Origin of the sequence: uncultured Nisaea sp., from assembly GCF_963974195.1 — a bacterium.
In the GTDB taxonomy this organism is placed as follows: domain Bacteria; phylum Pseudomonadota; class Alphaproteobacteria; order Thalassobaculales; family Thalassobaculaceae; genus Nisaea.
On record NZ_CAXBDC010000112.1, the window covers coordinates 1 to 12,975 of the forward strand.

Annotated in this window: 11 protein-coding genes, 1 tRNA gene and 1 pseudogene; 4 read left to right on the forward strand and 9 right to left on the reverse strand. The window is 59.2% G+C overall.

The genetic code is table 11. From position 1 onward, the window contains the following. Nucleotides 1-373, reverse strand: a pseudogene (locus AAC126_RS18815) (flagellar motor switch protein FliG); the annotation flags it as partial. Between the two features lie 77 nt (nucleotides 374-450). On the opposite strand from AAC126_RS18815, the gene AAC126_RS18820 reads away from it, so the two are divergent. Continuing rightward, the gene (locus AAC126_RS18820; protein ID WP_339856206.1) at nucleotides 451-1,962 is read left to right on the forward strand and encodes a hypothetical protein; all 1,512 of its coding nucleotides are present in this window, start codon (nucleotides 451-453) and stop codon (nucleotides 1,960-1,962) included. Nucleotides 1,963-1,980: 18 nt separating this feature from the next. On the opposite strand, the gene AAC126_RS18825 is transcribed toward AAC126_RS18820, so the two are convergent. The 3 genes from AAC126_RS18825 to AAC126_RS18835 form a co-directional block, all read right to left on the reverse strand. Then, a complete protein-coding gene (locus AAC126_RS18825) occupies nucleotides 1,981-2,793 on the reverse strand; it encodes a universal stress protein (protein ID WP_339856209.1) in 813 nt (270 codons plus the stop codon). Between the two features lie 99 nt (nucleotides 2,794-2,892). Next, complete coding sequence (locus AAC126_RS18830; protein WP_339856211.1) at nucleotides 2,893-3,756, reverse strand: DUF547 domain-containing protein; 864 nt, start codon at nucleotides 3,754-3,756, stop codon at nucleotides 2,893-2,895. 5 nt (nucleotides 3,757-3,761) lie between these two features. Further along, nucleotides 3,762-4,559: a fumarylacetoacetate hydrolase family protein gene (locus tag AAC126_RS18835; protein ID WP_339856213.1), complete on the reverse strand. Its 798-nt coding sequence runs from the start codon at nucleotides 4,557-4,559 to the stop codon at nucleotides 3,762-3,764. Between the two features lie 577 nt (nucleotides 4,560-5,136). Between AAC126_RS18835 and AAC126_RS18840 the strand changes: the two genes are divergently transcribed. The 3 genes from AAC126_RS18840 (at nucleotide 5,137) to AAC126_RS18850 (ending at nucleotide 6,916) form a co-directional block, all read left to right on the forward strand. Next, nucleotides 5,137-5,526, forward strand: a complete 390-nt coding sequence (locus AAC126_RS18840) for a hypothetical protein (protein ID WP_339856216.1) — start codon at nucleotides 5,137-5,139, stop codon at nucleotides 5,524-5,526. Between the two features lie 79 nt (nucleotides 5,527-5,605). Next, nucleotides 5,606-5,682: transfer RNA gene (locus AAC126_RS18845), tRNA-Arg, on the forward strand. Between the two features lie 469 nt (nucleotides 5,683-6,151). Continuing rightward, nucleotides 6,152-6,916: a hypothetical protein gene (locus AAC126_RS18850; RefSeq protein WP_339856219.1), complete on the forward strand. Its 765-nt coding sequence runs from the start codon at nucleotides 6,152-6,154 to the stop codon at nucleotides 6,914-6,916. Between the two features lie 395 nt (nucleotides 6,917-7,311). On the opposite strand, the gene AAC126_RS18855 is transcribed toward AAC126_RS18850, so the two are convergent. The 5 genes from AAC126_RS18855 to AAC126_RS18875 all read right to left on the reverse strand — a co-directional run bounded on the left by AAC126_RS18855 (nucleotide 7,312) and on the right by AAC126_RS18875 (nucleotide 12,970). Continuing rightward, entirely contained in the window at nucleotides 7,312-7,710 is a 399-nt protein-coding gene (locus AAC126_RS18855; protein WP_339856222.1) for a hypothetical protein, read from the reverse strand. Between the two features lie 241 nt (nucleotides 7,711-7,951). Beyond that, nucleotides 7,952-8,956 (reverse strand): cytochrome d ubiquinol oxidase subunit II, encoded by a 1,005-nt coding sequence (gene cydB, locus AAC126_RS18860; protein WP_339856225.1) that lies wholly within the window; start codon nucleotides 8,954-8,956, stop codon nucleotides 7,952-7,954. After that, on the reverse strand, nucleotides 8,953-10,362 hold the full coding sequence (locus AAC126_RS18865) for a cytochrome ubiquinol oxidase subunit I (RefSeq protein WP_339856227.1): 1,410 nt from the start codon (nucleotides 10,360-10,362) through the stop codon (nucleotides 8,953-8,955). The genes cydB and AAC126_RS18865 overlap by 4 nt, the downstream gene beginning before the upstream one ends. A 300-nt stretch (nucleotides 10,363-10,662) precedes the next feature. Further along, nucleotides 10,663-12,762: a TRAP transporter permease gene (locus tag AAC126_RS18870; protein WP_339856230.1), complete on the reverse strand. Its 2,100-nt coding sequence runs from the start codon at nucleotides 12,760-12,762 to the stop codon at nucleotides 10,663-10,665. Nucleotides 12,763-12,847: 85 nt separating this feature from the next. Further along, nucleotides 12,848-12,970 carry a TAXI family TRAP transporter solute-binding subunit gene (locus tag AAC126_RS18875; protein WP_339856233.1) on the reverse strand — a complete coding sequence of 41 codons (123 nt, stop codon included), beginning with the start codon at nucleotides 12,968-12,970 and terminating at the stop codon, nucleotides 12,848-12,850. Between the last annotated feature and the right edge of the window lie 5 nt (nucleotides 12,971-12,975).

Genomic DNA, 12,975 nt, shown 5'->3' on the forward strand with positions numbered 1-12,975 from the left:
CCAGAACCTGCTCGTTCACATTGGCGAGCTTGTCCCACATGGTCCGTCCGGCGGGACCACGGATCTCTTCCATGATGTCGTTGACACGGTCGCCACCGAGCACCTTGGTCAGCAGCCGCTCCGTCGAATCCATGGAGCCGACAAGCGAGCCGGTCGAGGAGACCTGCTCCGCGAACTCAACGAAAAGCCGTTCAACGATGTTGGAGCTGACGGTACCGAGCCCGGCCATGACCTGGGAGATTTCCTTGATCTCCTCGTCGTCGAGCAAGGCGAACAGTTTGCCTGCCTGCTCCTCGCCGAGCGACATCAACAGGATAGCCGACTTCTCCGGGCCGGTGATGCCCCGATAGTCCTCCCGGACACGCATTCCCATAGTAGCCGTCCCCAAAAAGGCATTAGTCAAGATAAACTGGTGAATCCTAACATGAATTTTAGGATGCCTGAAGCCACTTGCGACATTTGGCTTTTGGCGATGATCCATCCCCCCAGAAAACCGTCCCCGTCAAATTTACAATATCTTCATCGTTCCAGGCCTACGATCCGCAGGATTTAGATTCAGCCCCCAGATCTGCGCCCGGCATTTGGCGTGCCATTATCAAAAGGCTTACCGACACTATGACTTTCCAAGCTCCAACCCAAACAAGAGACCGGTTGAAATCGATGCTCGCGAGCGGCGCACGCCCGTTGGGTGGACAGCTCCAGTTTCTTGGCCTCGACGAAGTCAGAGAGCAACTGGGCGAGCGCTGGGAAAAGAAAAAAGACTTCATCCGATCCTTATGCCAGCGCGCCATCAAACCGCATATCGGCAAATCGGACCTTTATCTTGAATATGGCGAGCTCGGGTTCGTCATCCTGTTTGGTGAACTCGATGATGAAACCGCGACGATCAAGTGCGGCCTGATCAAAGCCGAAATTCTTCGCCAACTGAAGGGCGATGACGAACTCACCAATCTCAATGTACAGACATCCGTCGGTGATCTGGCGAATGGCAGCACGAGCAGCGTCAATCTGTCAGACCTGATCGAAAAGGCTGCGGCGAGCAGATCCGGCCACCCAGCCAGTACGAAGGCAGGCAACACGCCGACAGACATACAGGCCTCCCCGGCCTCGACACCGGCTGAAGCTTTTGACTATTCCCCGGCACAGAAAGAGCATTTCCAGCAGGCCCAATGGGCTTCGATCAAATCAACCCTGCGGCCGGATCCCTTTTCCCTCAGCGAAGAAGAACTGGACCCCGGTCTCGGCGATGTTGATTTCGGCTTCCTGCCTCTGGTGAACCAGAAGAGCGGAGTGATTTCGATCTTCCATTGTGCGGCGGTACGCCTCGATTCCTTTGACAGAATCATCAATGGTCATGACGTGCTCTCGAATAATAATGATGGCAAATCCGCCATCGAGCTGGATCTGCTGACCCTCGCCCGCGCGAAAATCGGCCTGATGGATATGACGATGCGCAAGCGGATCGCGCTGGTTTCCATTCCGCTCAGCTATTCCACTCTGTCCCGTCCGCGTGCCAGGCAGGATTTTTTGGCTGGACTGAAAACCATCCCGGCGGAATTGCAGCGCTATCTGGTTGTCACACTGACCGGGTTTCCGGATGGCGTTCCGACAGCGACCCTCTCGGAATACGTCCATCTGATCAAAAAACATGTCAGAGGTATCTCCGCGCGCGTTCATCCAGAAACGAACAGCTTAAAGTCACTCAAGGAATCTGGTGTGCAGATTGTCGGGTTCAAATTTCCCGAATCCGAACCCGTTTCGGCCAAAATGGCGCAAACAATGCTGACGTTCAAAGGCAGTGCCAGCAAGCTCGGCCTCAGCACGTTCGTGCGGAATTTGAAGCGGAAAGACCTGGTCCGCACAGCCATCGATCTTGAATATGATTATTTCAGCGGCCCCGCCATAGCCGATCTGTCCGATTATGTCGGCCCGGTCAGGGAGGTCGATCTCTCGTCCTTCTGACCGGCGCCGTTTCTCAAATCAGTGCGCGAAGATCACGGGGATATCCGACTGGTCGAGGATCTGACGGGTTGCGCCGCCGAAGATCAGCTGCGTCAGCCGGCTCTGCGTATAGGCGCCTTTCAGCATCAGGTCCGCACCGAGATCGCGTGAGATCTCGACCATCTTCGCACCCGGCCCGCTTGGCGCCTCGCTCTTGTGCTGCTCGGCCTTGATACCGTGCCCCGCGAGATAGTTCTGCAATGCCTTGCCATCCGGTCCCGAGGCATACCAGCCTTCCAGCTCGACAATATGAACCGCCTTGGCGGAGCGCAGGATCGGCAGGCTCTGTCCGATCAGCCGCGCCGTTTCCGTGCTCCGGTTCCAGGCCACGACGACGGTATCGCCGAACGGCTTGTCCCAACCTTCCGGCGTCAGCATGACCGGACGCCCGCCTTCGAACAGGGCCATTTCGAACAGAGTCTGCCAGTGCGGGCTGCGGCTTGCCCGCGCCACCACGGTAAGGTCGAAAATGCGCGATTCCTCGCCGATCTGGCGCCAATTCGTCAGGCGCTGCAACTCGACGACGACCTTGGAGGCAAGCGCCGGGTCCAGCCCTTCCTTGACGGCCAGAAACTGGGCTTCCGCCTGCTCTCGCTGTGCGGCAACCTCTTCATCAATTCCTTCGTAGGACACCACGCCACCGCTCATCGGATCGACGATTACCGGATCCGGAAGACGGGGATAGAAAAGCGCCGTAACCTGTCCGTCGAACCGGTCCGCGAAGCGGGCAGCAGCGGAAACCGGTGCAACATCGGCATTATCGGCCCCGAACGGCAGAAGAACTTGTTTCATCGATTACGTCTCCTTTTCATGCCGCAGCGTAAGCCTATAACAGCGAGGAATAAAGGCCCGAGCGGTGCAGAAAGCATAACAGAAGTACGGAAACCACCTCTAACCCAAACTGCCTGTTAAATCGTTCAAAGACCAATCAAAGGCATAGTTTAGAGCGACATCATCCGTCAGCACCGGCCGCAACCCGGGCAAGGCATAGAGACGCAGGTGTGACATTATGGCGCCGCGTGAGCCGCCAAAATCCTCTGCGTACCAGTCATAGAGGCTGGAGAGCGTCACAGCCCGGCCGTCTCCCCAGACGCCGCGCGGATGATTGACGAAATCAAGCGCCTGCTCATCAAGCAATCTGTCGACATTGGCCCCGCTAAATCCCTGGGTCAGCAGTCCCGGCGATCCGATCGCACCGTAACAGAGGCCATAATGCACCCGGCCATCGCGCCAGTAGGCACGCAGAATCCCGTTGCGTATATCGGCCAGACTGAGGGGGCGCCCTTCCACCTCGACGATCGGCCTGTCCCACGGAGTACCGTTCCCGAAATCGATGTCCCGTACCGACAGCACGAGATAGGCGCGGGCAATCAGCCGTACCACCAGGGCATTATGCAGATTGAGCCAGAAAGCATATTGCTCCGGCCGGTCAAGCGCGCTGACCGGTGTCGCAGCCAGCGTGCCGAGATAGGTATCGAGCAACTCCCATTCCGCGCCCGGGATTTCACCGTAAGGCAGCATCGGGACATGATCAGATCTCTGCCGCCGGTATTTCGCGAGAAACCGGTCCCAGAGACGGTGATCGACCAGCCGGCGCGACCCCGGCGCATAAGCGCGCCAATGGTCCAGCGGCCGGACCGCTCCCGGCGAGAAAGGCCGATCCGCGGGACGAAAGCGTCCGGCACAGCCGCCGAGCGTGGCAGCGGCAGCGAGAGCGCCGCCGATCAACACCTGCCGGCGGCTGCATCGACGCATATGGGTCACAGAACCGTCGACATCTGGACCGATCCGATCCCTTCGACGTCATAAAGAAAATGCTCGCCGGGACCGGGGAAACGCGTCTTCAGGGTCGACCCGGTCATCACGATCATACCCGCGTCAAGCGGCCGCCCCTGCGCCGACAGCTCGTTTGCGGCCCAGGCCAGCGCAGTCAGCGGATTGCCCAGTGCGGCGCCGGTTGTCGCCACTTCCGCCTCCCCACCGGATTCCAGACGCGTCGGCGTGGAGGTCAGATCGAAACCGCGCCAGTTCGTCACCGGCTCCCCCAGCACGACGCCCCCCGACCAGGCATTGTCGGCCACCAGTGATTTCACATCGAAATTCTCGTAAATCGCATTGCGATCCTCAATCAGCTCAAAGGCCGGGATCACCGCGTCCACAAATGGCGCAATGGACTCCGCGTCATAGGATCCGGGCGGCACTGGACGGCCAAGCCGCAATGCCAGCTCGAACTCGATGCCGACGCGCTGAAACGCGGACAATGAAATCTCGGCCGACGCTGTTTGAGCCGACACTGTTTGAATGGTGTCGTCAAGAATGGCGCCAAGCAGAGGATGATCGACGCCCACAAAAGCCTGCATGGCGGCGGATGTCAGGGCGATCTTGTATCCGGCAACAGCAGCCCCGCGCGCTTTCAGGGACAAATCGACGAAAACCTGCTGTGCCCGATATGCTTCTGCGATATCGGTGAGCGCCAGTGCCCCCTCAAGCGTCCGGTACGGAGCGCCTGCCGCATGCTCCTCCAGAAGATGCCGGGCAACCGTCTGTTCCTTATCCATTTTTCCACCGCTTCCCGACATTTTGTTCCCTCCATCGCGCGCCTGCATGCTGACTGTTCTTTTGCGCCCGGGGGAGTGTCACCGATCCTGAACACCCGCTCAATACCGGGTTGCACCCCCGTGCCGAATAGCGATCCGCCTGAAACCTGAAATCGCTCACTCGAACATTCTTTTGAACATTTTTGCGCATCACCGGAAAAGGGCTCCCCCTACCGGAAAACACCCGGTGCCGGCCTGCCCGGGAATGAACCCCGGGAATCATCCGGGCAACCGGACGTTCCGCCAGTCGCACCCGAATCACCCGCAGAAAGAAGCAAAACCCACGAAAGATCATTGTCCGGCGCATTGTTCAGGGAAGCGATGCCCCCTTGAAAAACCCTTACCGTCCTTAAGAACTCTTAAACCTATAATATTGTATTGTATCAATCCCATAGCCGAATACAGGTGTGCATGAACGAATGACGAAAAATGCATAAGCGCAATGAGTGCGCATTTTTTTCTGGAAATTAATTTCGTTCGAACCTATTTAGAAGTCAGTGAATCGTAACCCGTGCAGAGAAGGTGCGAGGCGGCCGAAATGGTCATCAAAGGTAAAGTGAAGAAATCGATCAAGAAGCAGATTCGCCACCAGGGCTTTGCCGAGGTGGACCTGACGCTTGACCAGATCGAGAAACTGCACCTGATCAATGATGACCGCGGCATGGACCGGGAGAACGAGCGCTTCTGGAAGCTGGTCCGCGCGATCCGGGATCACGGCTACGCCTCTTCCGACCCACTCCGGATCTTCTATCTCGACGACAATTTCGTGCTGGTCGATGGCGGCCACCGCCTGACGGCCGCCCGCAAGGTCGCCGAAGAATGGCTGTCAAACCTGTTCAGCGAAAAGGTCCACTATATCAGCTGCCTCGTGTCCGAAGGCCCGCTGCAGGACTTTTCCGACAACGACAACCGCTCCCTGCCCGCCTGACCGGCCCCGAACTTTCGCTCAAAGACCCGTCGCGCCCATTGGCAATCGCGGCCTGCTCCTGTATCACGTTCGCCTAGGCGGCCCCGTAGCTCAGCAGGATAGAGCGACAGATTCCTAATCTGTAGGTCACTGGTTCGAATCCAGTCGGGGTCACCATCTTTTTCAGCCAGCAGAGCCCGCATTGACAGGAACCCGGAACATCGTTCCGGCTGGCCTTGTCACATGGACACAATCGCCCAGTGCAACAACCGGCCAAGCACGGCAATAACCGTGGCAACGCCTGCCCACATCAGGATGGGCCAGCCGATTTTACGAACGACCTGAGGCATCAGAGACGCCCTCTCATTTTCAAAATTTTTCATGGGGTAACCGTTGGGGAGATAACCGTTGGGAAAGCGCTGAATAACCAAGGATTAGAGGCAATAATAAGGCAGCCTCGTCATCTGGAGCGCATGCCTTCAACGGCAATATAGACCGCAAGAAAACGGGTCTTCGTCTGGATGAGGAGCGCGTATTTACTCAACGGGAAAGCGCGTCATAGAGTAAAAACACCTTCACCCACAGATGAGGCAAGACAACAGATTCTCCATGCTATCGTCCTCCATACATAAACTGGAGAATCGGCATGCAAACTCACATTGAAACAGCGCGTTCCTACTATCGTGAAATGATGGCCCTGATTGTTCGGTCCGGATGCCGCATTTCCATTGAAAACGACATGCGGCAGTGGAAACACATCATGCAAACCGGCCCGGCAACGGTTGGGGTCTCCAGTATTTTCGACCCGGATAAAGCCGATTATGAGCCGGCGGATGCCTTCTGGCTCCGGGTTTCCAACGAACAGGCCGAAACCGTGGCGATCATCTGCGACCGTCTGGTACAGACTCCCGATTTCGTGGATTTTGTCGAGGAAACCGGCATGTTCGCGGCGCCCTATATCCGGCATCCTCTCGACGCCACTCTTTCAGGAAAAATCGGCCATGCAGGCGGGCTTTGGGTTCACCCGAACAGCCGCAAGACCGGTCTGTCATGGGCCTTGCCCCGCCTCGTTCGTGCCCTGTCCGTGATTCACTGGGGAGTGGACCGTCATTGCGGCATCATCCTGACCGGCCTGGCCGATGCCGGCTTCGGCAACCACATCTACGGCTTTCCACGCTCATGGCTAGCCTTATCGGGCGGAGATTTCCGGCCGACGGGTAAGGAGGAGCGCCTCTTCGTCATCGATATCGACGCCGATGAGATCGCCGGCCAGCAAACCTTCGAGCTCAAACGTATTATGGACGACGGCGCACAGAATCTGGTCGATGTCGCGGCCATTGGACGAAAGCGGCATGATCAGGCGGCGGTACGCGAACCACTCCCCGCCGACCGTCGCATGAACTTCGGATAGGCTTGCCCGCCCCCGGAAGGCGGCATCGGCATAAATTTCGGCGAGGCTGCTCCACAGCCTCGGGCCCAAATGGGGAACCAGCTCGCCGAAATATCTGGGCCGGTGTCCACCATCCATCCTTGTCCCGAAGCCGATCTGCGTGAACTCGAACGTAGCCGGCTGGTCCGATGTGTGCAGGATATGCATATAGGGCAGCACGTCCGGCGCGCGTCGCGAAATCTCATTGAAGGAAATCCCGGAAAGGCTCGGCCGTCCCGGGTTCCCGGTTCGCGCCGACAGAGTGAAGACCTCCGCCAGCTGATTATCCGTTCCCAGGCGAAAATCCAGATTGTCATATGTCACGACCGCCGCCGGGACATCTCCCTTGATAACCTCCAGACGCATTCCGTTTGAGATCATGCCACCACCGCAAGGCAAAGCCCGGCATTCCTGAGAAGAGGCAGGATCGTCACATCGCAAAGGCATCCCGCGCTCACAGTGTAGCGGCGGGCACCGTCTTCAGAGAAGCGCAGTTCGGTTTCAATGATCTTTGCAATCGCGCGGATCATCCCGAGATCAGTATCGCCCCCATGGTCGAGGACCTGCACATGATCGCCATCAAGCTGGAACAGCACGTGAGTGGGACCGGATAATGCAGGATGCGTGGAGATCATCAGCAGAATACCGTCCCGATCCCCCTTCCGTGCCAGCTCGTAATAGGCGGCAAGCGCATTCATAGCCGCCGGCGGAATCTCTTCGGAAAAATCCGTCTCGCGCCAGACTTCAAGGGGCAAGGAGTTTTCATCAGGCAGCAACGACCGCATCTCCCCGAACATCTGCATGCAGGTCACGATATGCATCTATTGCGTACTGTATGGCGACTGGCAAGCATGAGTCCAGATCAACCCCTTTCAGGGCCTCCGGTGTTGCCCTCGAGGCAGCGCGATCAATTAACGGCGAGTGCCCACCTGATAATCCCGCCGACGAGGGAAACGGTGAGAACGCCCGCGCCCCAGAGCGCAACAAACCAGATCAGCTTACGGGCGGTTTGCGGCATCAGTGATAGCCCTCGCCGGGACGCACCTTGCCGCGGAAAACCCTGTAGGAATAGATCGTATAGCCAAGGATCATCGGCAGCAGCACCGCCGTGCCGACAAGCAGGAACGAGAGGCTTTCATCGGGCGCCGCCGCCTGCCGGATCGTGATCGAAGGCGGCACCATGTAGGGATAGACGCTGACGCCGAGACCAATGAAACAGAGCACGAAAAGCGCCTGTGCGGACAGGAACGGCCGATAGTCCGTCCGCTTTGCCAGCCCGAACGCGAGGCTGATCACGGCAAGCCCGGTCAGGACCGGAACCGGTGCCAGCCAAAACAGCAGGGGCATTGAGAACCACCGCGCCATATAGGCCAGGTCGAGAAACGGGGTCCAGAGACTGACAAGCCCGACCATCAGAACCGTCCCCGCCGCCGGCACCCGGGCCAGCCGGAAGGCCAGATCCTGGATTTCGCCCTCCGTTTTCATGATCAGCCAGGTCGCGCCGAGCAAGGCGTAGCCAAGCACCACCGCAACACCGCACAACAGACTGAACGGCGTCAGCCAGTCCCACCAGCCGCCGGCATAGGATCGCCCGGCAACGGGAATGCCTTGCAGCAGAGCCCCCAGGATAATCCCTTGCGACAGCGCCGCCACGGCGGACCCGAGGGTAAAGGACCAGTCCCAGACCCGTTTCCAGCGCTCCGTCTTCCACCGGAATTCAAAGGCAACACCGCGAAAGATCAACCCGACCAGCATGGCGATCACCGGCGCATAGACCGCCGGCATGATCACCGAATAGGCCAGGGGAAAAACCGCGAACAATCCACCGCCACCGAGCACCAGCCAGGTCTCGTTGCCGTCCCATACCGGCGCGACGGTATTCATGGCGGTATCCCGATGCCCCTCTTCAGGCAGGAACGGGAACAGGATACCGACGCCGAGATCGAACCCGTCGAGCATGACATAGGCAAGCACCGAGACGGCGATCAGGGCGGCCCAGACCAGGGCGAGATCAATCGTCATTGCCTGTCCTCCTTTGCGGCAGGCTTCACAGCGCCTGCCTGTCCCATACCGGCCGCCCGCACGGGCTCCGTTTCGGGCAATCCGCCTTCACGGCTGGTCGGCTCATGCGACATCAGCCTCAGCAGATAGAAGACCCCTGCCCCGAACACGAAAAAGTAGACGACGGCAAAGACCGCAAGCGAGATCGCCACCGCCGGTGCATCCAGCGGAGAGGCTGAGTCGACAGTCCGCAACAGGCCATAGACTGTATAAGGCTGGCGTCCCATCTCGGTTGTGATCCAGCCGGCAAGCACGGCGACGAAACCGGAAGGCCCCATGAGAATGGCGGCACGATGCACCCAGCCTGGCTCGTAAAGCCGTTTGCGATAACGTAGCCAGAGCGACCAGAAGCCAAGCCCCACCATGAGGAAACCCAGCCCCACCATGATCCGGAAGGACCAGAAGATGATTGTGGAGTTTGGCCGGTCTTCTGGAGGCCAGGCTTTCAGGCCCTTCACTTCCCCGTCCGGATCGTGCGTCAGGATGAGGCTGCCGAGTTTCGGGATTTCCAAGGCATAGCGCGTTTCCTCCGCCACCATGTCCGGCAGCCCGAACAGGATTAGCGGTGCGCCCCTCTGTGTCTCGAAATGTCCTTCCATCGCCGCGACCTTTGCCGGCTGGTGCTCCAGCGTGTTCAGGCCGTGCATGTCGCCGGCAACGATCTGAACCGGCGCGACGATGGCGGCCATCCACATCGCCATGGAGAACATCACCCGGGCGCCTTTGTTCCCGCTGTCCCGCAGCAGATGCCAGGCGCCAACCGCACCAACCACGAGGGCGGTAGTGAGATAGGCAGCCAGCACCATGTGAACCAGACGGTACGGGAAGGACGGGTTGAAGACGATGGCCCACCAGTCCTCGGGCACGAACTGACCGGCCGCGTTGATCCCGTAGCCCGTCGGTGTCTGCATCCAGCTGTTCACGCTCAGGATCCAGAAGGCGGAGAAGAAAGTCCCGGCCGCGACCAGCAGCGTGGCCATGAAATGCAGCCGCTTGCCGACTTTCTCCAGCCCGAACAGCATGACTCCGAGGAATCCGGCTTCGAGGAAGAAGGCGGACAGCACCTCGTATCCCATCAGGGGGCCAAGGATCGGGCCGGTCTTGTCGGCGAAAACGCTCCAGTTCGTCCCGAACTCGTAGCTCATGACAATGCCGGAGACGACGCCCATCCCGAAAGCGACCGCGAAGATCTTCAGCCAGTATTGAAACGTGTCGAGATAGACCTGCCGCCCGGTTGCCAGCCACAGCGCTTCCAGCACGGCGAGATAGGAGGCGAGACCAATCGAGAAAGCCGGGAACACAATATGGAAGGAGATCGTGAAGGCGAACTGTATCCGCGCCAGATCGACGGCCAACGGCATATCCATGTCATGTTCCCTGCTTGGTGCCCGTAACTCTCAACTGTCAATCCAGCTCCCGGCTAGAGAGGATATGAAGCGAACGAGTGCCCTATCAAGGTGGACCCAGCTTCCGCCGGTTTCCATGCGACGTTTCAGCACCTCCGGAGATCGGGGGCTTGCGGCCTTATGGATCAACGGCATATCCCGCGTCACCGCAAGCCTACCCGTTTGAGGGCAAAGCTTCCACGCTTGCGCGTGACCGGAGACGAAGAAGGCCCCGGTGCATGTGCGCCGGGGCCTTCTTTGTCGTGCTTTTGGGATGCCTCGTCAGGCTTCCGCCTGCAACACCTCCGCAGCCTTGTTTCGCCGCATGGCGATGATCTGCTGCAACAGAACCGGAGCGGCAAAAGCGGCGGCATAAATGTCGCTGCTCACTCCCGGCGCCACCAAGAGGATTCCGCCCAGGGCCATGGCGGCACGGGCAATCCCGGGCATCGGCGCCAGGAAATACGCCGCGACGGAGGTTGCCAACATGAAGACGCCAACCCCGCAGGTGATCGAGGTCACCAGAAACGCCTCCAGGGTGAAGTGCGTGTCGATCACGATCAGCATCGCCGGCGAATAGACGAACACCATCGGCACCAGCAGCTTGGCAATGCCGAGCGTGAAGGCCGAAACACCGGTCCGGAACGGGTTCGCCCCCGCGATCCCCGCCGCGGCATAGGCCGAGGCACAGACAGGCGGGGGGATCTCGGAAATGACGCCGTAATAGAGCACGAACAGGTGCGATGCGAGCGGCGGCACACCGAGGTTTCCGAGTGCCGGCTGGGCCACCGTGGCGAGCATGATGTAGAGCGCCGTGGTCGGCAGGCCCGCCCCCATCAGGATGCAGGTGACCGCAATCAGAATGAGGGAGAGCAGCAGGGTCACACCATCCGTGGTGAAGGTAGCGAGCGGGAACCAGCCAATCAGAGGCATGATTCCTTCGGCGATCTCGCGTGCGCTGTTTGCAACCATGAAACCGAGCCGGAAGCCGAGCCCCGTCGAGTTCACCACACCGACGATGATCCCGATGGCGGCGCAGACGGCACCGACGGCAAGCGCGTATTTCACCCCCAGCACCGCCGCATCAAAGATATCCCGGAAGCCGATCCGGTGCATCGGGTTGAGCAGCCCCACGGCAAGAGCCGTGCTAATCCCCCAGAAAGCCGCCATGTTCGGCGAGAACCCGCTGAACAGCACGTAGATCAGAACCGCGAGCGGCAGCACCGTCGGCCAGCCGCGACGCAGAACACGCCAGAGATTCGGAATTTCCTCGGCGGGCATTCCCTTGAGGCCAAGACGCTTGGCCTGGAAATGCACGATCGAGAGCACGCCGATATAATGCATCATCGCCGGCACGATCGCCGCCACGACGATGGTCGTGTAAGGCACCTCCAGAAACTCGGCCATGACGAAGGCCGCCGCCCCCATGATTGGCGGCGTGATCTGACCGCCGGCACTTGAAGCAGCCTCGACCCCACCGGCCAGATGGCCCGGATAGCCCATCCGTTTCATGTTCGGGATCGTCAGCGACCCGGTCGAGACCGTGTTGGCGATTGAGGAGCCGGAGATGGTGCCGAAAAAGGCCGAGGAGACAACGCTGACCTTGGCCAGCCCGCCCGTGTAGCGCCCCGCCATCACGGCGGCGATATCGACGAAGAACTGGCCGAGCCCCATGCGCTGGGCGAGCACGCCGAACAGCACGAAATGGAACACGACGGTCGATACGATCCACAAGGTCACGCCGAAGATACCCTCGGCGGGAAAATACATGTTGTTGATGTACTGGGCCCAGGAAATGCCGGGATGCATCAGGATCTGCAACGGCATGTAGGGGCCGAAGATGGCATAGGCGGTGAAAATGCCGATGATGATCGGGACGACCATGCCGAGTGTCCGGCGCACGGCTTCGAGCAGGACGATGATCAGTGCCGTGCCGAAGACAATGTCGATATCCGCCGGGTCTCCCTGGCGCATGACCTGTTCGACAAGGTGCAGTTTCATGCCGAAAATGTCGATATCCACGCCATACCAGGTCACGCCGATATAAAGCGAACAGGCAACACCGACGATGATGAAAAGCCAGTCCCAGAGCGGCACATTACCCGGCAGCCACCAGGTCGATGACTGCACATTCATCAGGCGGTCGGATTTAATGATCGGGTAGCAGATGAAAACCAGCAGGATGACCCCGGACATATGGAATCCCATGTGCCAGTAGTCGATCGGCGTGCCGAACCCTGCCGTGAAGTAATGGTAGCCTGCGAAAAAAACTGAAAAAAGATAGATGAACCATTCCATGGACGGCGTTTGCGCCCGCGTCTGCAGCCCGGAATCATATTTGCGTTCAAGCTCTTCGGCGGTTTTTACGTCGAATTCGGCCATGCTCTGTCCGGACCTTCAGTGATTCTGATAAAAGGCAAAAAAAAGCGGAGACAGGGCAATCCGCGCCTGTCTCCGCCGTCGGGTCTTACTTGATGAGACCGACTTCCTTGTAGAACTTCTCCGCGCCCGGATGGATCGGGATCAGCACGCCCTTGAGAGCGGTTTCAAGCACGATCTGCTTGCCCTTGGCATGGCCCTTGTCGAGCAGCTTGC